General features: G+C 64.6%; 19 protein-coding genes, 1 tRNA gene and 1 pseudogene. 16 read left to right on the top strand and 5 right to left on the bottom strand.

The annotated features are described in order from the left end of the window. The first annotated feature begins 7 nt into the window (after nucleotides 1-7). The 3 genes from J3367_RS05685 to J3367_RS05675 all read left to right on the top strand — a co-directional run bounded on the left by J3367_RS05685 (nucleotide 8) and on the right by J3367_RS05675 (nucleotide 3,866). A complete protein-coding gene (locus J3367_RS05685; RefSeq protein ID WP_421460400.1) occupies nucleotides 8-1,300 on the top strand; it encodes a DUF2254 family protein in 1,293 nt (430 codons plus the stop codon). Between the two features lie 159 nt (nucleotides 1,301-1,459). Further along, nucleotides 1,460-2,191, top strand: a complete 732-nt coding sequence (locus J3367_RS05680) for a pentapeptide repeat-containing protein (protein WP_155898479.1) — start codon at nucleotides 1,460-1,462, stop codon at nucleotides 2,189-2,191. A 439-nt stretch (nucleotides 2,192-2,630) separates the two neighbouring features. After that, nucleotides 2,631-3,866, top strand: a complete 1,236-nt coding sequence (locus tag J3367_RS05675; RefSeq protein ID WP_421460397.1) for a tyrosine-type recombinase/integrase — start codon at nucleotides 2,631-2,633, stop codon at nucleotides 3,864-3,866. 229 nt (nucleotides 3,867-4,095) lie between these two features. On the opposite strand, the pseudogene J3367_RS05670 reads toward J3367_RS05675, so the two are convergent. After that, nucleotides 4,096-4,850, bottom strand: a pseudogene (locus J3367_RS05670) (IS5 family transposase). A gap of 177 nt (nucleotides 4,851-5,027) precedes the next feature. On the opposite strand from J3367_RS05670, the gene J3367_RS05665 reads away from it, so the two are divergent. Continuing rightward, nucleotides 5,028-5,408, top strand: coding sequence for a hypothetical protein (locus J3367_RS05665; RefSeq protein WP_421460394.1), 381 nt, complete (start codon nucleotides 5,028-5,030; stop codon nucleotides 5,406-5,408). Nucleotides 5,409-6,022: 614 nt separating this feature from the next. On the opposite strand, the gene J3367_RS05660 is transcribed toward J3367_RS05665, so the two are convergent. After that, nucleotides 6,023-7,453, bottom strand: a complete 1,431-nt coding sequence (locus tag J3367_RS05660) for an amidase (protein WP_421460392.1) — start codon at nucleotides 7,451-7,453, stop codon at nucleotides 6,023-6,025. A 245-nt stretch (nucleotides 7,454-7,698) separates the two neighbouring features. Between J3367_RS05660 and J3367_RS05655 the strand changes: the two genes are divergently transcribed. The 3 genes from J3367_RS05655 to J3367_RS05645 all read left to right on the top strand — a co-directional run bounded on the left by J3367_RS05655 (nucleotide 7,699) and on the right by J3367_RS05645 (nucleotide 10,227). Further along, nucleotides 7,699-8,340, top strand: a complete 642-nt coding sequence (locus J3367_RS05655; protein ID WP_421460389.1) for a recombinase family protein — start codon at nucleotides 7,699-7,701, stop codon at nucleotides 8,338-8,340. Nucleotides 8,341-8,728: 388 nt separating this feature from the next. After that, nucleotides 8,729-9,493 (top strand): nucleotidyltransferase, encoded by a 765-nt coding sequence (locus tag J3367_RS05650; protein WP_421460386.1) that lies wholly within the window; start codon nucleotides 8,729-8,731, stop codon nucleotides 9,491-9,493. Continuing rightward, nucleotides 9,472-10,227, top strand: coding sequence for a DUF6602 domain-containing protein (locus J3367_RS05645; protein WP_421460384.1), 756 nt, complete (start codon nucleotides 9,472-9,474; stop codon nucleotides 10,225-10,227). Before J3367_RS05650 ends, J3367_RS05645 begins: the two co-directional genes overlap by 22 nt. 162 nt (nucleotides 10,228-10,389) lie before the next feature. Here J3367_RS05645 and J3367_RS05640 read toward each other — a convergent pair. Further along, nucleotides 10,390-10,465 (bottom strand) — tRNA-Ala (locus tag J3367_RS05640). Between the two features lie 203 nt (nucleotides 10,466-10,668). After that, the gene (locus J3367_RS05635) at nucleotides 10,669-11,118 is read right to left on the bottom strand and encodes a TIGR02300 family protein (protein WP_024352251.1); all 450 of its coding nucleotides are present in this window, start codon (nucleotides 11,116-11,118) and stop codon (nucleotides 10,669-10,671) included. Nucleotides 11,119-11,552: 434 nt separating this feature from the next. Between J3367_RS05635 and aroA the strand changes: the two genes are divergently transcribed. From aroA to J3367_RS05610, 5 genes are all read left to right on the top strand, one after another. Further along, the gene (gene aroA / locus J3367_RS05630; protein WP_024352250.1) at nucleotides 11,553-12,917 is read left to right on the top strand and encodes a 3-phosphoshikimate 1-carboxyvinyltransferase; all 1,365 of its coding nucleotides are present in this window, start codon (nucleotides 11,553-11,555) and stop codon (nucleotides 12,915-12,917) included. Between the two features lies 1 nt (nucleotide 12,918). Continuing rightward, nucleotides 12,919-13,323 (top strand): hypothetical protein, encoded by a 405-nt coding sequence (locus J3367_RS05625; protein WP_024352249.1) that lies wholly within the window; start codon nucleotides 12,919-12,921, stop codon nucleotides 13,321-13,323. Between the two features lie 4 nt (nucleotides 13,324-13,327). Beyond that, a complete protein-coding gene (cmk, locus tag J3367_RS05620) occupies nucleotides 13,328-13,963 on the top strand; it encodes a (d)CMP kinase (RefSeq protein WP_024352248.1) in 636 nt (211 codons plus the stop codon). 293 nt (nucleotides 13,964-14,256) lie between these two features. After that, the gene (gene rpsA / locus J3367_RS05615) at nucleotides 14,257-15,957 is read left to right on the top strand and encodes a 30S ribosomal protein S1 (RefSeq protein ID WP_024352247.1); all 1,701 of its coding nucleotides are present in this window, start codon (nucleotides 14,257-14,259) and stop codon (nucleotides 15,955-15,957) included. Nucleotides 15,958-16,087: 130 nt separating this feature from the next. Then, nucleotides 16,088-16,702: a GNAT family N-acetyltransferase gene (locus J3367_RS05610; RefSeq protein WP_024352246.1), complete on the top strand. Its 615-nt coding sequence runs from the start codon at nucleotides 16,088-16,090 to the stop codon at nucleotides 16,700-16,702. A gap of 86 nt (nucleotides 16,703-16,788) precedes the next feature. On the opposite strand, the gene hslV is transcribed toward J3367_RS05610, so the two are convergent. Next, nucleotides 16,789-17,349 (bottom strand): ATP-dependent protease subunit HslV, encoded by a 561-nt coding sequence (gene hslV, locus J3367_RS05605; protein ID WP_024352245.1) that lies wholly within the window; start codon nucleotides 17,347-17,349, stop codon nucleotides 16,789-16,791. A gap of 181 nt (nucleotides 17,350-17,530) precedes the next feature. On the opposite strand from hslV, the gene hisB reads away from it, so the two are divergent. The 4 genes from hisB to hisA are packed head-to-tail and all read left to right on the top strand — an operon-like array spanning nucleotide 17,531 to nucleotide 20,088. After that, the gene (gene hisB / locus J3367_RS05600) at nucleotides 17,531-18,139 is read left to right on the top strand and encodes an imidazoleglycerol-phosphate dehydratase HisB (protein WP_024352244.1); all 609 of its coding nucleotides are present in this window, start codon (nucleotides 17,531-17,533) and stop codon (nucleotides 18,137-18,139) included. A 22-nt stretch (nucleotides 18,140-18,161) separates the two neighbouring features. Further along, entirely contained in the window at nucleotides 18,162-18,653 is a 492-nt protein-coding gene (locus J3367_RS05595; protein ID WP_024352243.1) for a DUF2628 domain-containing protein, read from the top strand. 4 nt (nucleotides 18,654-18,657) lie between these two features. Next, nucleotides 18,658-19,311 (top strand): imidazole glycerol phosphate synthase subunit HisH, encoded by a 654-nt coding sequence (hisH, locus tag J3367_RS05590; protein WP_024352242.1) that lies wholly within the window; start codon nucleotides 18,658-18,660, stop codon nucleotides 19,309-19,311. A gap of 36 nt (nucleotides 19,312-19,347) precedes the next feature. Continuing rightward, the gene (hisA, locus tag J3367_RS05585; RefSeq protein ID WP_024352241.1) at nucleotides 19,348-20,088 is read left to right on the top strand and encodes a 1-(5-phosphoribosyl)-5-[(5-phosphoribosylamino)methylideneamino]imidazole-4-carboxamide isomerase; all 741 of its coding nucleotides are present in this window, start codon (nucleotides 19,348-19,350) and stop codon (nucleotides 20,086-20,088) included. Nucleotides 20,089-20,092 lie beyond the last annotated feature (4 nt).

Genomic DNA, 20,092 nt, shown 5'->3' with positions numbered 1-20,092 from the left:
GCCGCTGATGGCCGGCCCGAACTCGCAACTGCGCTGGTTCGCGAGCCTTCTGTGGCACAGTTTCTGGGGTCTGCCGGTCCTGATGATCGCAGCGGCGATCGGCATCGCCTTCACCCTTCTGCTGCTCGATGCCGGCGGCGCATCGGCCTGGATCGGCAGCTTCGGCTACCCCTTCGCCCTGTCGGGCGGCACGGCCCGCGAGTTGGCGAACACCTTCGCCGCGGTCCACGCCACCTTCGTCTCCCTGTATTTCTCGATCACGCTCTTGGTGCTGACGCTCGCTGCCGGTAATCTCGGCGTACGGCTGATCGACCGCTGGATCGGGCATGGCCGGGTCCGCTTCACCATCGGCCTCCTGCTCGGCTCCCTCGCCTGGGCGCTGATCGCGCTGGCCGCGGTCAATGCCGGCGACGGCGAGGACGGCTATGCGCGGCTGACCCTGTTCACCCTGCTCGTCGTCACGCTCTTCGTCATTTCGTGGCTGGCCTTCGCCCTGCACGATCTCGGCCGCATCATCCATGTCGACACCGACATCACGGCGCTCCGCAGGGATGCGGTGGCCGACGCGACGCCGCTCCGCAGATTGGCGGCCACAGCCCCCGCGATCGACTGGACCGCCGGCCGCGGGCTCGCCGCACCCCGCGACGGCTATGTGGAGACGATCGACCGGCTGGCGCTGGCCGACCGGATGGGCGAGGCGGGCGGGCATCTGAAGCTCGTCGTGAGCGTCGGCGACTATGTGATGCGCGGCGAGCCGCTGGCCCTTCTCGCTAGCAACCCGCTGGACGACGGGCAGGCGACGGCTCTGACGCGCGCCTTCGGCATCGGGCGCTTCCGCAGCGGTGCGCAGGGCGCGCCGTTCCACGTGAATCTTCTGGTCGAGATCGCCGGCCGGGCCCTGTCGCCGGCGGTGAACGACTTCTACACGGCCTTTGCCTGCATCGACGGGCTCGGCCCGATCGTGATCGCGCAGGGCCAGCTCCCCCAGCATCCGCAATGGGTGGCCGACGCGGCCGGCAATGCCCGCGTCCTCGTGGTCGATGAGCCCTTCATCCGCCTGTTCCGGACGCCGCTGGACGCGTTACGAAACGCGGCGGCGCCCAATCCGCAGGTGGCGATCCGGCTGATTGCCATGCTGCGCCGGGCGACCGGCATGATCGGCGATGCCGGGATCCGGCGATTCCTGGAGGATCAGGCCCGTGCGCTTGCCGATCAGGCCAGCACAAAAGCGCAAGCCGATCGCGATCGCGCCGCGATCGCCGCAGCATGGGACGGGGCGGCCGTCCCGCACGATGGGTGACGGCGCCGGGCCGCTGCAACCGGTGGGGAAGGCTCGCCGTTTCATCACCATGAGGCACATGGCGCGATTGTCTCGCAACGCCGAGACGGCGATAGTCGCAAGGAAGCGCCCGGCGGCGCGGGAGGAACGCAGGTGATATTCATCAGGCGACAGCGCGCCATGAGCGACGCGGCAGCGATCGGTTCGGGCAATTCGCGGGAGATGGCCGCCACGCTGTTCGGCGGCGCCTTGGGGCTGGCCCTCGGTCTCGCCGCGCCGTCCGCGCTGGCCGCCGACTGCAAGTCATCGGCCGAGCCGGGCATCGACTGGAGCCATTGCGACCGCAGCAATCTCATGCTGTCGGGCGTCGACCTCGCAGGCGCCGACCTGACCGACACCGATTTCACCCTTACGGATCTGCGCAACGTGAGTCTCGCCGAAGCCAATCTGGAGAAGGCGACGCTGGTGCGCGCGTCGCTGGCCGGGGCAAAGGCCGACGGGGCCAGCTTCCGCAAGGTCGAGGGATACCGCGCCAATCTGTCCTATCTGGCGGCCAGGGACGCGGCCTTCGAGGGCGGCGAATTCCAGCGGGCGAGCTTCGATGCCGCCAAGCTGCCCGGCAGCCGCTTCGACAAGGCGGAACTCGGCCGCGCGTCGTTTCGCGGCGCCGATCTCACCGGGGCCCGCTTCAGCTACGCCAATCTCGCCCGCGCCCAGTTCACCGGCGCGACCCTGACCGGGCAGCCCGATTTCACCGGCGCCTATCTGTATCTGACACGGCTGGAAGGGCTGGATCTTGCGACGGCGACGGGCCTGGAACAGGCGCAGCTCGACCTTGCCTGCGGCGACGATGCGACGCGCCTGCCCGACGGCCTGCAGCGCCCGGCCGACTGGCCGTGCCCGGCGGAGTGAGAGCTGAGAGTACGGTCGGCAGGACCGACAAAGGGCCGCGAAACAATCGCGCGATCGGCACTCGTCGTGGCAGGAGCCAGGACAGGCCATCGGTCATCAGGGCACAGGGACGGACCGCCCGGTGGCTCGCTGTCTGTTCAGAATGGTGAGGGAAGAATTTGGTGGAGCCAAGCGGGGGCTCTGAAAGAAGTTTCCATCCCCTTGTAAACGCTGAAAGGCTAGACAGGCCAAGCGTTTCAGGGTACGCGAGCGAGGTACGCAGTGGGGTACGCAGGGGGTTGGTTTGTCGAGAGCGTCTGGCGGCGATACCCGCTATCTGGAAAGGATGGGAAACGGCGGGTGGCGGGTTACCATCGCCGTTCCACGGAGCCTTCACAAGAAGTTGGGGACTCGGCTCAAGCGGTCCCTTCAGACGGACAGTCTCGCAGTCGCCAATCAGATGAAGTGGCAAGCGGTTGCTGACCTGAAGGCGATAATCGACCACGCCACGGGGGCGGCAGATCACCACAAGCTGCGGCGCGAGGCGCTGGAAATGGCAGCCTATCTGCAGCGCGCGCAAACGGATGAGGAACGTGAGCTCCTCGACCTTGGCATATCCTTGCGCGCGGACGAACTCGCAGGTGATCCGGTTGCAACTGAAGTGGACCCGGAGAGCGGCGGTCCGCTGTACGAGCTCGATCCAGACCGCGCCAAGTTAGCGGGTGATTACGTTCGCATGGCGCGGGGTGAGATGACACCGCTCGATCACTATCACTCTGCCTACCTCGCACAGCTCCAAGTCAAACCTCGGACGCGCGCGGACGATGAGCGTGCGCTCGCTTACCTCCTGACTTGGTGCGAGCGCGAGCGTGTCCCGCCCGATATTCAGTCGATCAGCCGTAAGGTCGCTGTGAGGTTCATGGATGGGCTCCACACGGTCGCTGGCTCCAAGAGCCCCGTCACCCTTCAGAAGTACCTCAATCGCCTTGGATGCTACTGGAAGTGGCTTCTTCACCGGGAGCACGTCACCTCCAACGTCTGGCAGGGGCTGAAGTACGCGAAGCCGGTCGTGCCCCATGACGAGCTTGAGCGACCGTTCTCCGAAGACGAGATGCTGCGACTTCTGAATGGACCGGCATCTGAGGCAATGCATGACCTCATGAGGATTGCGGCGCTTACGGGTGCCCGCATCGACCCCATCGTCGACCTGAAGGTGAAAGACTGCCGTGACGGCGTCTTCATGTTCAAGCCTCAGAAGAAAGAGAAGTCCCCCCGCGCGGTGCCGATCCACTCGGCCCTCACGGAGATAGTCGAGCGGCGCGTGAACGGACGCGCTGACGACGATGATTTCTTCCCCGAGTGGCCATCGCCTCAGAACGGGTCGCTGCGGGAGCGGTCGTTCAAGGCATCCAATGCCTTCACCAGCTATCGTAGATTGGTCAATGTGGATGCAACCGTTCCGGGGAAGCGCCGAGCGCTGACGAATTTCCACTCGTTCCGCCGTTGGTTCATCACAGAGGCAGAGCGAGCCGATCAGCCTGAGCACATCATAGCCGCCGTTGTCGGGCACAAGAGACAGGGTATGACCCTTGGACGGTATTCGGCAGGGCCTCTCATGGAACAGGCACGTCGCTGCGTCGAGGCCGTGCGGCTACCCGACCGAGATTCTGACCACCCGGACAGGGAGACCAGCTGATTACCCGACCCTCTAACGGTGCCGATTACCCGACCCTTACGGGGAGAGCGACCAGAGGTATTAGGGGGAGGAGAGGTCTTGATCAGGGAGTTCCTGATGAGGTCTCCCCTCTCCCTGTTTCTCTAATGGCGATGATGATGGTGGATAGACGATCATCCCCACCTAGACCAAGAGAGAGAGGGGAACCTATAGTAGACCTATAGGTGTGCCCACTAGGGTCGAGACTCGATCAAACCCAGAAGGCAATGATGGTCGCGAGGGCGACGGCGGACAGGAAGTTCGCGGCGAGCTTGTCGTAGCGGGTTGCGACGCGTCGAAAGTCCTTGAGGCGGCAGAAGGCAGCTTCGATCCGCCAGCGCTCACGGTAGCGTCGTTTGTCGTAGACGACCGGTGTCTTCCGGCTTGATCGGCCTGGGATCACGGGCCTCCCGCCGACATTGCGAAGCCGCTGCCGCAGGGCATCAGCATCATAGCCCTTGTCAGCGGTGAACCAGCGCACCGGTCCCGCAGCATCCAGCAGGTCATTTGCAGCACCCACGTCGCTGATATTGCCGGGTGTCAGCCGGAGGATCGCCGGGCGGCCGAGGCAGTCGGTGATGGCATGGATCTTTGTTGTCTGCCCGCCTCGGGAAGGGCCGATTGCCTGCGCCTTCGCCCCCCTTTTCCTCCATGAGCAGATCGGTGTGCTTTCACGTAGGTGGAGTCGATCGAGGCTGAGCGGCTCAGCACACCTGTTGCGACCAGTGCCTCCAGAATGCTGGTCCAGATTCGCCGTCGGGACCAGCGGTTGAAGCGGTTATAGATCGTCGTTGCAGGTCCGTATTCGCTCGGGCAGTCCTGCCAACGGCTGCCGGTCTTGAGAACGTGCAGGATGCCGCTGATGACCCGGCGATCATCTACGCGACGCGCCCCTGGCTGGTTCTTTGGCAGATGCGGCTCGATAGCGGCCCACGCCTCGTCGTTCAGCCAGAACAGTCGTGCCATCCGATCCTCCCTTGGCTCCTTTGCGCACGAGGGAATCCGATTTGCTCCGAAGCTTCAACAGGATGAATGGGTATCGACCCTAGGACCGGTCTCGCACACGAGGAGCAAATCGGCGGCCCCTCGTCAGGCACGAATAACCACCTAAGACGGTCCCTTCGCGTCGACGGGATATCTCCGATGAAACTCCGAGCTGGTCTTCTTGCAGTCGTCGTGACAGCATCACCTGCATCGGCCATCGCAGTCGATGAAAGCGGCGCAGCACTAGTGCACATTCATGGCTCGCACACCTGCGCGCGCTATCTTCAGACCTACGCGGACGAGCAAGCCGCGCGGTCACGAGTGAATACTCCCAGAGAGGGGGTCTACTATGACATGGGCTTCGCCAACTCATTCTCTTACGTCATGGGGGTCATGAACGGCATCAACATGGCGAAGGAAGGTAGGGTTGACTGGTTTCACCGGAGTACGGCCACTACCATGTTGGTCATCAAGACACGTTGCGAGGCGGAGCCGACAAGTTCCGTTCCCGACGTCCTGTATAATTTGACGGTGGAGTAGCGGGTCCAGGACACTTCTATCCGTGGCTCAGTTGGGCGTCGCCGCCCTTCAGTGCCACACAGCAGCCCCTACAAGAGTGTTTGTATGTTCCCGTTGCCCAATCCACGGGAGGGCCTGAACGCTCATTCTGCCCCCCTCCTGAAGGCCCCCAACGCATGAAGGTTATCCTAGCCATCAGCCTGCTCGCTAATCTCTGGTTGGCCACCACGGTGATCCGCTTGGAGAACTTCCACTACGCCGTTCAGACGGGAATGTGCACAGAGCATTCAGGCGATCCCATCGCCCACCAGAAGTGCCTTAACGAAACTGAGACGCGGACCCACTGGGGATGGCATCTCGGGTACGCCTTAGGGGTGTTCTAGAGGGCCGTTTTGGGAGCCGAAAAATCTGAGTGGGCATCGATGAAAACCGGCTCTTCCGGCCCCCCTTACCCCTCCCAAACCAATCGCCATCACCCCACCCGGCTGATGCAGCGCGGACCAGTAAAACCGACAGAGTTCGACCCATGTCGGTCGTTAGTGTCGGCATCAATCTTGAAACCGGAAATCGCGAGCTGCGATAGTTGTCGTTGCTTTCCTTTCAATGAGATGCCAACCGACACCGCACATCCATTGTCACAGTGTCGGACCAGGCCAGCGATTATTTGGAAAGAGTTTTTCGACTACAGCAGACAGGGAAAGAACTCCCCGGTCATGCAGGTGACGGCCCATGATCTGCAAGCCGATCGGGCGGCCGTCATTTGTGAAGCCGATCGGAACTGAAGCCGCAGGTTGACCCGTAAAGTTTGCGAGCGCAGAGAATGGAACCCACGCTGACGGAGGAAGGGAATGCCCCGCTATTTCCGCCGGGCCGTATGCATCTACTGGAAACGCCGCCGTTGCGGTTGTCGGCATAAGCAGGAAATCAAAGTCGGCCATGAAATTGGCGGTGATATTGACAACCCGCTTCCGCTCCAAAAGTGCGGCAGTGAACTGGTCCGCGCTCCACGTGCGCTCAAGGATGCTCCCTATCCAGCCGTCCAATTCGATCCCGCGCTCGGCGGCCATGGCTTTGAGGCCCGCCCGATCCGTCTCAAGCGCAACGAGTGTGTCGAGCAGGACTTCTGTGTTGCCAACGGCCGGATAAGCGCAGTCGATGGTCCCGAATATCCTTGCCAACTGCCGGACGGCATTTTCGAAGACCGCGCGCACTTCCTGATCGACGGGCGCAAAGCCCAGGTCATGCGTATATGCGATGCGGACATCTTTCATCGCTTCCACGCCGTCCAAAGCCCAATCGCTGGCTTCCGATGGGAGAGAATGCCTGTCGTACGGGGTGGAGCCGCTGATAACAGATAGGGCCAGAGCGGCATCCGCCGCGTTGCGGGTCATTGGGCCGATGTGCTCCAGGGACTCCCAACTGGACTGGCCAGGATAGCGTTCGTCGCGACACGTCGGATAAAGAGGCACACGTCCCCAGGATGGCTTCATGCCGAAGACGCCGGATAGCGACGCGGGGATCCGTATTGAGCCGCCGCCGTCACTTCCCAGGGCCAATGGAACCATCCTAGCGGCAATAGCAGCGGCCGAGCCGGCACTGGAACCACCCGGGGTCAGAGCCGTGTTCCATGGATTCCGCGTCGTGGGGAAAAGGTGGTTGTGGCCGACAGCACCGTACCCAAACTCGGACGTATTGGTTTTGCCGACGATGATTGCATCCGCCTCTCTGAGGCGTTGGACTACGATATCATCTTGATCGGGCACAAAATCGTCATACAAACGCGAGCCAAACGTCGTGCGCAGACCGCGGGTGCAGATTAGGTCCTTTACAGCGACGGGAACACCTGCCAGCGGCCCGACGGGTAATCCAGCAGCAAGGCGGCGATCGATGTCCTCGGCTTGAGCGAGTGCCGTTTCATCCAAAGTGCAGAAGGCGTGTAAATCACGGTCGAGCGCTTCGATACGCGATATAGATGCCTCGGCAACCTCGCGCGCAGTCCATTGTCGATCGATAAGCGCTTTCGATAGCTGTCTTAGATCAAGCTCCAACGGCGACTTGTTAGGCATGCCCGATGCGTTCCCAGAATATGGCTCATCTCTCGAGATCAAAATACCAGATTCTCGCGCCCGCTTATCAACTATCCGTCTTGAAACCGGATCGACCGCTTCCCACCCATAGCCTCCTTTGGCGACGGTTCAGTTCAGGTATGCCTCCGGAGAACCGGTCCGGTGCTGGTTCTTGAAATATCAATTGACCACTCAAAGCGAACTGATATTTATCGGACCACCCAAACCGAACTTATGGTGATTCGATGCTTGTCCGCGCCTACCTCCGCGCCTCCACCCATGACCAAGACGCCAGCCGCGCCCAAGCCGACCTCGATTGCTTCGCGACCGACCGTGGTCTCACCGTCGCGGGCTACTATCGCGAGAACGAGAGTGGCGCGAAGCTAGCCCGTCCTGAGCTGTTTCGCCTTCTCGCCGACAGTCGTCCGGGGGACATCCTGCTGGTCGAGCAAGTCGACCGGCTATCCCGCTTGACCTCAGGCGACTGGCAGAAGCTGCGCGCTGAGATTGCTGCTCGTCAGGTCCGCGTGGTCGCTCTGGACCTTCCGACCTCTTGGATGCTTGCGGATGCCGACGCGGAGAGTTTCACAGCACGCATGGCGGAAGCCATCAATGGCATGCTTCTCGACATGCTCGCGGCTGTAGCTCGCAAGGACTACGATGATCGTCGCAGGCGGCAGCAACAGGGCATCGCGAAGGCCAAGACCGAGGGGAAGTATCGGGGAAGGCCGGAAGACACTGAGCGCAACGCGGCCATTGTGCGTCTGCTGGAGAGCGGGCAAACTTGGTCGAGCATTGTCGCGGCGACGGGCTGTTCCCGGTCGACCCTATCAAAGCTTGCCAAACGGGTGGGCTCGAAGACGCGCGCCACAGATCAGGCTGTTTAGAGATTCGACGAAAAACGCCACCTACTTTGATGATCGCACGCCGGGGGGCGTATCGGTCTTCTGGTACTTCTAGGAAGCTCGCGATACCAAGGGTGGTCAGAGGTTGCCTCGCGTTCCATTTTCAACGAATCACGGTCGGCTCCCGATCGTGACCCTGCTAAGCTGGCCGGCCGTTCCACGTGCTCAATCTTGAAAGGCTCGCGCTTCGGTTTGATCCGCGTCCGCGCCAGTGCGCATAGGGACTTCGGTAGCTCAGCGAAGTGCCATTGGAACGCTAGACATTCCAGGCTGTCCGGCGCAAGGCAAGGCACAGAATGTTGTGGAACTGATACGGAGGCGTACCCAACTCGGCGCATAGCAACTAAAGATATGCGTGGAGGCTGCCAAAATGTCGATCGACCAATACCTTTCGGACATCCTGACGCGCGAGGCAGTAGACACGGGACCATTCTCGCCGGCCTTGGCCGTGAGAGAAGCGATCGAACCGATCGTCGGCGAATGGGCAGGGCAGTTCCTAATCTCTTTCGAGCCCAGCGGGTCGTTTGCCAAAGGCACGGCAAACGGGTCGTCTACCGACATCGACCTCTTCATCTCGCTTGCGTCGAATGTGAACGAGACGCTCAAGGAAGTTTACGAGAGCTTGTTCGACCGGTTTCAGGTCAAAGGCTACGCTCCTCGCCGACAGAACGTTTCGATCGGCGTCACAGTGCAGGGCATCGACGTAGATCTGGTCCCCGGTAAGTTGCAGAACGTGTTCAGCGACGATCACAGTCTCTACCGAAGGAAGGCGGACACCTGGACCAAGACGAACGTCCGGGAGCACGTACGCGTCGTGTCAGGAAGCGCCCACAGAGACGTCATGCGCCTTATGAAGCTGTGGCGCGACCAGCGCGGCTTCGACGTTCCGAGTTTTCTTCTCGAACTGACGGTGATTGAAGCGTTGCGGAACGACTTGTTCAGCAACTTGGAACGGCGGGTGGTGATGACGCTCGAACACGTCCGCGCCCGCTTCCAGACCGCCCGCGTAGTGGATCCAGCGAACGGGGCGAACATTGTCTCGGACGACGTGGATGAAGGAACAAAACTCCACGTCGCCCGCACGGCCGAGGCGTTGCTCGGACCGAACGGCAAATGGCTCGACTTCGTGAGATGAGTTGGAATCTACACGCTCTCCTATCCGGCCTTCACGAAGAAATTCAGGACCGCTTAGAGAGAGCGCGCAACAATGTTGGTCATCCGGTGGCGAAAGGAGATGCTACCGAGGGCATCTGGATCGAGTTGCTACAGACGTACCTGCCAAGGCGATACACCGTCGACAAGGCATTTGTCTGCGATAGCAAAGGCCAATTCTCTGATCAGATCGACATCGTGATCTATGATCGGCAGTACACTCCAATCACCTTCCAGGCTGAGGGTAACAAGATCATCCCGGCGGAGAGTGTCTACGCAGTTTTCGAGGCCAAGCAGTCCCTTGATGCCCGGAACATTGCGTATGCAAGGAAGAAGGCGGCGACGGTCCGTGCGCTACACCGGACCAGCTTGCCGATCCCAACGGCGAACGGCGTGGCGCCAGCACGTGCAGAAATTTACATCTTCGCCGGGATCCTCACGTTCGAAAGCGAGTGGAAACCCGCGCTTGGGAGGGCACTGACCGACGCTTTGGTGGCAGACGACCCGAACGAAAAGCTCGATCTAGGTTGTGTTGCCGCACACGGAACATTCGAGAGCATGGAGGACGGCGGCTACCGTGTTCAGGAAGAAGGCCGTCCAGCCGCCGCGTTCCTTTTCGAACTGATCACCCGGCTACAGTTCTCGGCGACAGTGCCAATGCTGGATCTTCGTGAATACGCGAAGTGGCTGGCGCCGGAGGGTCAGTCTGGCAGCTAGCAGGTTTGCGACGGTGTTGTACCCACCTACTCACAGCCCTGCAGCCTACTCGTAGCCGCACTGCATAGGGTATTTCGCGCGGGTACGCGATGAGGTACGCACTCTAGCTCGAAACTGGCTAGGCCACTGTAATATATGCGTTTTTGTAAGGCAAAAAATAAATGGTGGAGCCAAGCGGGATCGAACCGCTGACCTCTACAATGCCATTGTAGCGCTCTCCCAGCTGAGCTATGGCCCCACGCCGCCGGTTGACCGGCGAATGTCGGAGCCCGTCTGGTGGTCGGGCTCGCGTTGTGTGGGCGGGGTTTAATCAAGCCCGCCGCGAGGGTCAAGTGGTTTTCCCTCGTCAGGATGCGATGCCGGCAAATTTTCCGGAACCGCCTGTTTTCGCAACGGTCCCGCCGGCCGGTCGGCCGACGGTTGTGCGCCTTGAAGACCGGATCAGTCCTCGTCGTCGTCGCGACCGCCGCCGATGATGTCGGAGACGTCGTCGTCGTCATCCTCGTCGTCCGGCAGATAGGCGGCGTCGTCGTCGTCGTCGTCGGTGGCGTCTTCGTCGTCGGTCTCGTCGACATCCGGCTTGGCCTTGGCGGTGCCGGCGCCCTCTTCTTCCTCGACGTCGTTGAGCGACACGGTGTTGTCGGTCTGCTCGATCTCCACCGTATCGTCCTCATCCTCCTCTTCCTCGTCGGCCGCCTGCTTGGCGGCCGCTGCCTTGGCCTTCGCCTTGGCGGCAGCGGCGGAGGAGCGCGAAACCTCGACGGTCTCGAAGAACGACAGCGGATAGGTCTTGCCGGTGAAGGGCGAGACGATCGGATCGCGGTTCAGGTCGTAGAATTTCTTCCCGGTCTCGGGATCGGTCCGCTTGGTACCAAGTTCGGGTTTCGCCATTATCGCCTCGTGATGATCGGGATGGTCGCCTGACGCGTCCAACTGGTTGATCGGGGTCCGGGTTGCATGCGGCGGTCGATGTCCGCCGATCCGCGGCCCAGGCCGGAACAGGCAGACCGGGCCGCCGAGCGCTGCGACGAAGCCGCCGGCCCCGCCGCGGCAAGCCCGTGACGCGGCCGGTATCTGGCGCTTTCGCGACGCTGTGCCGGTCCGTTGAAAATCGGTTGGTCCCATACGGCCTAGACCGGCCCTTGTCAAAGCCCGATTCGGGCGACAGAAAGGGCCGCCGTCCCGGCCGCCGATTTCCACCCCGGCAGGCGGGACGACAGGGTGGCCGCCGCGCGGCCCCGATGCCGCCGACCGGGCCCTTCGCCCGCCGCGCCACGACGCCAGGCCACCCGTGCGGGGCCAGAGAGAACCGGGAAGAACGTCACATGCATGGAAGCGCAGCCAACCCCCGGCCGATCGCCGCTCGCCATTCGGCCGCGCTGACCGGCACGGTCACGGTTCCCGGCGACAAGTCGATCTCGCATCGCGCCTTCCTGTTCGGCGGCATCGCAGCCGGAACAACCCGCGTCACCGGGCTTCTGGAAGGCGAGGACGTGATCGCCACCGGCAATGCCATGCGCGCGATGGGCGCGCAGATCCGCAAGGAGGGCGAGACCTGGGTGGTCGAGGGCGTCGGCAATGGCTGCCTCCTGGAGCCCGAGGGCATCATCGATTTCGGCAATGCCGGCACCGGCGTGCGCCTGACCATGGGGCTGGTCGGCTCCTATGATTTCGGCGCCACCTTCGTCGGCGACGCCTCGCTCTCCAAGCGCCCGATGGGCCGGGTCCTGGATCCGCTGCGGCTGATGGGCACCCAGGTCGTGGCGCGTTCGGGCGACCGTCTGCCGCTGTCGCTGCACGGGCCGCGCGTCGCCGCGCCGATCGAGTACCGGGTGCCGATGGCGTCGGCGCAGGTCAAATCGGCCGTGCTGCTCGCCGGCCTCAACGCACCCGGCATCACCACCGTCGTCGAACCGGTGATGACACGCGACCACACCGAGAAGATGCTGCAGGGCTTCGGCGCCGCGCTGGAAGTGGAGACCGACGCCGAGGGCGTGCGCCATATCCGGCTCGAGGGTCAGGGCGACCTCAAGGGCGTCGCCGACTTCACCGTGCCGGGCGATCCGTCCTCGGCGGGCTTCCCGGTCGTCGCCGCGCTGATCGTGCCGGGCTCCGACGTGACGGTGGAGAACGTCCTGATGAACCCGACCCGCAGCGGCCTCGTCGAGACGCTGATCGAGATGGGCGGGTCGATCGAGATCCTGAACCGGCGCGTGGCCGGCGGCGAGGACGTCGCCGATTTGCGCGTGCGCCATTCGGAGCTGACGGCGGTCGAGGTGCCGGCCGAGCGCGCGCCGTCGATGATCGACGAATATCCGGTGCTGGCCATGGCCGCCGCCTTCGCCAGGGGCACCACGGTCATGCGCGGCCTCGACGAGCTGCGGGTCAAGGAGAGCGACCGCCTCGCCGCCGTTGCCGCCGGGCTCGCCGTCAACGGCATCGTCCACGAGGAGGGCGCCGACTGGCTGACCGTGACCGGCAATCCGGACGGCCGCGGCCCGGACGGCGCCTATGGCGGCGGCACGGTGGCCACCCATCTCGACCACCGCATCGCCATGAGCTTCCTGGTGCTGGGCATGGCCTGCGAGCGCGCCGTCACCGTCGATGACGGCCGGATGATCGCGACCAGCTTCCCGGCGTTCCAGGCGATGATGGCCGGCCTCGGCGCCGATCTGTCCGACGGAGCATGATTTGACGGCGTTTCTGGCGCTCCTGTTCTTCTCGCCGCTGGCCTTCATCTACGGGCGTTATCGCGCCCGCCAGCTGCGGGCCGCGCCGGGAACCCTGAAGGGCCGCCTCGCCGCACTGCTTCCCATGCCGCTCTTCGTCGCCGGCTGCGTCGTCCTGGCCGTCCTCCATGCCAATGCGCCGCTCGGCGCGGGCGACGCGGTGCTGGCCACCGGCAACGGCGTCATCGACTTCGTCATCGGCGCAGCCCGCAAGATCGGCGAACTGGCGCTGATCCTGTTCATGGTGGCGATCCCCTATCTCCTCGGCGCGGTGATCGCCGCCGTGCTGCTGGTTCTCGACGCCCGCGGTGTCACCACCCTTGCCACTCCGACGCCCGAACCGGATGCGTCGGCCAATACGGATTGACCCCATGACCACGGCGCTCACCATCGCGATCGACGGCCCTGCGGCGGCCGGCAAGGGCACGCTGGCCAAGCGCGTCGCGGCGCATTACGGCCTGCCCTATCTCGACACCGGGCTGCTCTACCGCGCCGTCGGCAAGCTCGCCGACGATCGCGGCGTCGATCTCGACGATGCGCAAGCGACCGGCGCGATCGCCACGGAGCTCGACACCAGCCATCTCGACGACGGATCGCTGCGCGGCCGCGAGGCCGGTGAACTCGCCTCGCGCGTCGCCGTGCACGGCGCGGTCCGCACGGCGCTCACCGAATTCCAGCGCAGCTTCGCCGCCCGCGCCGAGGGTGCGGTGCTGGATGGCCGCGACATCGGCACGGTGATCTGCCCGCAGGCGCGGGTGAAGATCTTCGTCACGGCTTCCGCCGAGGTGAGGGCGCGCCGGCGCACTGACGAACTCGCCGCCAAGGGCCGCGACGTGGATTACGAGCGGATTCTCGCCGAAGTGCGCGAGCGGGACGCCCGCGATGCCGGCCGTGCCATCGCGCCGCTGCGGCCGGCGCCCGATGCACACTTGCTGGACACCAGCGAATTGGGTATAGAAGCGGCGTTCCAGGCGGCCTGCGCGGTCATCGATCGCGCCCTGGCCTGACGGAACGGAGTTTGCGGGGCGGGTTCAGAACTGGACCACGTCCTTTTCGGCTATCGGCCTGCGCGTATCTGCCGGCCCTGCCCAGAGCTTCGATATCACCTGTCCGGCCGCGGTCCCGCGCGCCGCACGAATGCCGACCCGCCTAGAGGCGGTCGTCCTTCGGGCCCCTCCCCGCCGTCAACGCCGGGATGGGCCGGACCGCGATCCCGGACGTTTGCAACGTCTGACCCGGGGCCTCGCCCCACGGCGCGCTGCTCTCTCGACCAGACCGAGAGAGTCCCCAAGGAGTAGGAATGTCCAACGTATCCCCGCGCGAAGATTTCGCCTCACTGCTCGAAGCCTCGTTCCATGAGCAGGACGTCGCCGAAGGCATGGTCGTCAAGGGCACCGTCGTCGCGATCGAGAAAGACATGGCCGTCATCGACGCCGGCCTGAAGGTCGAGGGTCGTGTCGCCCTCAAGGAATTCGGCGCCAAGGGCGCAGACGGTGGTCTCCAGGTCGGCGACGTCGTCGAGATCTATGTCGAGCGCATCGAGAACGCCCTCGGCGAAGCCGTCCTGTCGCGCGACAAGGCGCGCCGCGAGGAGAGCTGGGTTCGCCTCGAGGAGAAGTTCAACAACAACGAGAAGGTCGAAGGCCAGATCTTCAACCAGGTCAAGGGCGGCTTCACGGTCGACCTCGACGGGGCCGTGGCCTTCCTGCCGCGCTCGCAGGTCGACATCCGTCCGATCCGCGACGTCGGCCCGCTGATGAACACGCCGCAGCCGTTCCAGATCCTGAAGATGGACAAGCGTCGCGGCAACATCGTCGTGTCGCGCCGGACCGTGCTCGAAGAGAGCCGTGCGGAGCAGCGTTCGGAGATCGTCCAGAACCTCGAAGAGGGTCAGGTCGTCGACGGTATCGTCAAGAACATCACCGATTACGGCGCCTTCGTCGACCTTGGTGGCATCGACGGTCTGCTGCATGTGACCGACATGGCATGGCGCCGCGTCAACCATCCGACCGAGATCCTGCAGATCGGTCAGACGGTGAAGGTCCAGATCATCCGCATCAACCAGGAGACGCATCGCATCTCGCTGGGCATGAAGCAGCTCGAGGCCGATCCCTGGGATGGCATCGGCGTCAAGTACCCGATGGGCGTCAAGGTCACCGGCCGCGTCACGAACATCACCGACTACGGTGCGTTCGTCGAGCTGGAGCCGGGCATCGAAGGCCTCATCCACGTCTCCGAGATGTCCTGGACGAAGAAGAACGTCCATCCGGGCAAGATCCTCTCCACCTCCCAGGAGGTCGAGGTCGTCGTTCTCGAGGTCGACCCGAACAAGCGCCGCATCTCGCTGGGTCTCAAGCAGACGCTCGCCAATCCGTGGGAGAGCTTCCGCGACCAGTTCCCGATCGGCACGATCGTCGAGGGCGAGGTCAAGAACAAGACCGAGTTCGGCCTGTTCATCGGTCTGGACGGCGACGTGGACGGCATGGTCCACCTGTCGGATCTCGACTGGAACCGTCCGGGCGAGCAGGTCATCGAGGAGTTCAACAAGGGCGACCTCGTCAAGGCCCAGGTGCTCGACGTCGACATCGACAAGGAGCGCATCTCGCTCGGCATGAAGCAGGTCGGTGGCGATCCGTTCGTCGAGGCGGCTGAAGCCGGTGACGTGCGTCGCGGCGCCGTGGTCACCTGCGAGGTCACGGAAGTGAAGGATGGCGGCCTGGAAGTGAAGATCGTCGATACCGATCTGACCTCCTTCATCCGTCGCTCCGACATCGCCCGCGATCGCGACGAGCAGCGCCCCGAGCGTTACTCGGTCGGCCAGAAGATCGACGCCCGCGTCACGCAGTTCGACAAGAAGGCGCGCCGCGTCGGCGTGTCGATCAAGGCGCTGCAGATCGCCGAAGAGAAGGAAGCCGTCGCACAGTTCGGTTCGTCCGACTCCGGCGCGTCGCTGGGCGACATCCTCGGCGCGGCCCTGAAGGGTCGTGGCGACGAAGAATAGGCCCTAGGGCCTTCGCATTCCGCGCCGCTTCAGGTGGCGCGGAATGTTTCACGTGAATCAAAAAGGCCCGCGGCGAGAGCTCTCCGCGGGCCTTTTCTCGTCAGCTTCTCCAGACACAGAGCGCACCGCCATGCAGCTTCCCGACGGCTTCACCGCCATCCCGCCCGGCAAGATCGCCGCCATCGCCACGGTGCTGGAGATGACCGCGCCGCCGGCCGGGCTCGAGCCGCTGCCGGGCGAGGCGAACTGGCAGTTCCAGCGCGTCACCGAGCCCGATCCGGCCTGGTACGAGGCGCTGTATCGCCGCATCGGCGGCAATCATCTGTGGTATTCGCGGCTGGCGCTGACCGCAGAAGAGCTGGCCGCGACGATCCGGCATCCGGATGTGGCGATCCACACGCTCGACGTGGACGGGGTGCCGCAGGGGCTGGTGGAGCTGGATTTCCGCGAGGACGGCGCCTGCGAGCTGGTGTTCTTCGGCGTGACCGAGGTGCTGATCGGCACCCGCGCGGCGCGCTTCATGATGGGCCGCGCCATCGCCGCCGCCTTCGCCCGGTCGATCGACAAGCTCTGGCTGCACACCAACACGATGGACCATCCCAAGGCGATGGCCTTCTACCGGCGCTCGGGTTTCACGCCGGTGCGCCAGATGGTGGAGGTCGCCGACGATCCGCGCCTCATTGGCCTGTTCGACCGGCAGGCGGCACCGCATTTCCCGATGATCGGAGAGCGCGCGGCGGACTGATCCGCGATTGCTTTGCCGGCGCTGGTCGCCGGCGTATCATGGCTGGCGGGTATAAAAGGGGGACGCCTCGCGACGCCCCCGAATTGTCATGCGGTCTCGTCGAGGCTTTCGACGACGACATTGTCGTTGGTGTAGATGCAGATCTCGCCGGCGATCTTCATGGCGCGGCGGGCGATCTCCTCGGCGTCGTAATCCGTATCCGCAAGCGCCCGCGCCGCGGCCAGCGCGTAATTGCCCCCCGAGCCGATGGCGATCACACCGTGCTCGGGCTCGAGAACGTCGCCATTGCCGGTGAGCGTCAGCGTCACCTGCCGGTCGGCGACGATCATCATCGCCTCCAGACGGCGCAGATAGCGGTCCGTGCGCCAGTCCTTGGCGAGTTCAACGCAGGCGCGCATGAGCTGGTCGGGATATTGCTCGAGCTTGGCCTCCAGCCGCTCCAAGAGGGTGAAGGCGTCGGCGGTCGCGCCCGCGAAGCCGGCGATGACATCGCCCTTCTTGCCGATCCGGCGCACCTTGCGGGCATTGCCCTTCATCACCGTATTGCCGAGCGACACCTGCCCGTCGCCGGCGATGACCACCTTGCCGCCCTTGCGCACGGTGACGATGGTGGTGCCGTAGATCGTGGCGGGGTCGTGGTTTTCCATGCTCATCGCACTGTCCTTTTCCATCCAGCAGGCCGCTGCGCCGTTCGAGGCCGCAGGAACCGCCGATCCGGGCCCCATGTGGGCCTTCGGGCCGGCCTTGCCAAGGAAGCGGCCTGCGAGGTGACATCTGCCATGGGGCGGTGGTAAGAGCGCCGGGACATTCCCCGCGAAGGTGACAGCGATGGGCCAGACTGCCGGGCGGCGTGATGCCGTCGTCGAGAGACAGACCAACGAGACCGCGATCCGCGTGCGCGTCGACCTTGACGGCAGCGGCCGTTCGACCATCGATACCGGCGTCGGCTTCTTCGACCACATGCTCGAACAGCTGTCGCGGCATTCGCTGATCGACATGGACATCTCGGCCAAGGGCGATCACCACATCGACGACCACCACACGGTCGAGGACACCGGCATCGCGCTTGGCCAGGCGATCCGGCAGGCTCTGGGCGAGCGCCGCGGCATCCGTCGCTACGCCTCGCTCGACCTTGCCATGGACGAGTGCCTGACCCGCGCTGCGATCGACGTGTCGGGCCGGCCGTTCCTCGTCTTCAAGGCCGAGTTCTCGCGCCACAAGATCGGCAGCTTCGACACCGAGCTGGTGCAGGAATTCTTCCAGGCGCTGGCGCAGAATGCCGGCGTGACGCTGCATCTGACCAATCTCTATGGCAGCAACGCCCACCATGTCGCCGAGACCTGCTTCAAGGCGGTGGCACGGGTGCTGGGCGACGCCGTGGCGATCGATCCGCGCCAGGCCGACCTCGTGCCCTCCACCAAGGGCACGCTGGCGTGACCGGGCGGGCGGCGGGACGGCCATGGGCCTGAAGCGCTTCATCGCCTTCGAGCCCGGCGAGACCGCCGCCGGGGCGCGCTCCGACGGCGTGGTCTTCGTGCGCGACGGCTTCTCCTTCTGGGCGTTCCTGTTCACCGTCCTGTGGCTGTGGCGGTACCGGCTCTGGCTGGAAGGTCTCGCGACGCTGCTCGTGCTCGTCGCCATCAGCCTGTGGGGCGAGGCCAGCGGCCATTCCTTCGCGGCCTCGCTTCTGCAGCTTCTCGTCGGCCTTCTCGTCGCGCTGGAGGGCCCGAGCCTGCGCGCCTGGCGCTATCGCCGCAAGGGATGGCGCGAGAGCGCCGCCTTCCTGGCCAGCGACCGGGCCGAAGCCGAGCTCACCTATTTTTCCACGGCCGGACGGCCCGCCGATCCCGCGAGCGCCACCGCGCCGTGGCCGGCGCCGGGGCCGATGTCGCGCCGACGCGGAACCTCGACCCGCAGCGCCGGGTTCTTCGGTGCCATGGAGCAACGATAGACACATGCAGACCGTCGCCATCGTCGATTACGGTTCGGGCAATCTGCGCTCGGCCACCAAGGCCTTCGAGCGCGCCGCCCGAGAGAGCAATGCCAATGCCGAGATCGTCCTCACCGACGATCCGCAGGTGGTGCTGGCCGCCGACCGCATCGTCCTGCCGGGCGTGGGCGCCTATGCCGATTGCCGTGCCGGCCTCGATGCCGTCCCCGGCATGACCGAGGCGCTGCGCGAAGCCGTCGAGACCAGGGCCCGGCCCTTTCTCGGCATCTGCGTCGGCATGCAGCTGATGTCGTCCTATGGCCGCGAGAAGGCGGTCACGGAAGGCCTCGGCTGGATCCCGGGCGACGTCGTGCGGATCGAGCCGGCGGACCCGACGCTGAAGGTGCCGCAGATCGGCTGGAACACCATTCACGTGAATCACGACCACGCGCTGCTGGCTGGCATCCCCACCGAGGAAGGCGGGCTGCACGCCTATTTCGTGCATTCCTACCATCTGGTGGCGCGTAACCCGGACGACGTCGTCGCCACTGCCGATTACGGCGGTCCGGTCACGGCGATCGTCGCCAATGGCAACAAGGCCGGCACCCAGTTCCATCCGGAAAAGAGCCAGACGCTGGGCCTCGGCCTGATCGCCAATTTCCTGTCGTGGAACCCCTGATCCGGCCGCACGCGGCCACCTGAAAGCCTGGACGCCATGCCCATTCTCTTCCCCGCCATCGACCTCAAGGACGGCGCCTGCGTGCGCCTGAAGCTCGGCCTGATGGACCAGGCGACGGTCTACAATGCCGACCCGGCCGCCCAGGCGCGCGAGTTCCGTGACGCCGGCTTCGACCATCTGCATGTGGTCGACCTCAACGGCGCCTTTGCCGGCCGCGCGATCAACGACGCCGCCGTCGACGCCATTCTGGCGGCAGTCGGCTCGCAGATGAAGGTGCAGCTTGGCGGTGGCATCCGCTCCATGGAGGATATCGAGCGCTGGCTGGACAAGGGCCTGGCCCGGGTCATCCTCGGCACGGTCGCCGTGCGCGATCCCGACCTCGTCCGCGCGGCGGCCCGGCGGTTCCCCGGCCAGATCGCCGTTGGCATCGACGCCAAGGGCGGCAAGGTCGCCGTCGAGGGCTGGGCCGAGACCTCCGAGCTGACCGTGGTCGATCTCGCCCGCCAGTTCGAGGATGCCGGCGTGGCGGCGGTCATCTACACCGATGTCGATCGCGACGGCATCCTGACCGGCATCAACTGGGACGCCACCATCGATCTGGCCGAACAGGTCTCGATCCCGGTGATCGCGTCCGGCGGCCTCGCCTCGCTGGCCGATGTCGTGCGCCTGACCATGCCCGACGCCAGACGCCTCGAAGGCGCGATCTCCGGCCGGGCGCTCTATGACGGCCGCATCGACCCGAAGGAAGCGCTGGACGTCCTGTCCGGCAAGGGCTGAGCCA

Origin of the sequence: Aurantimonas sp. NFXS3 (assembly GCF_049132005.1) — a bacterium.
GTDB classification, from domain to species: Bacteria; Pseudomonadota; Alphaproteobacteria; order Rhizobiales; family Rhizobiaceae; genus Aurantimonas; species Aurantimonas coralicida.
This window is presented reverse-complemented; position numbering and strand designations above follow the sequence as displayed.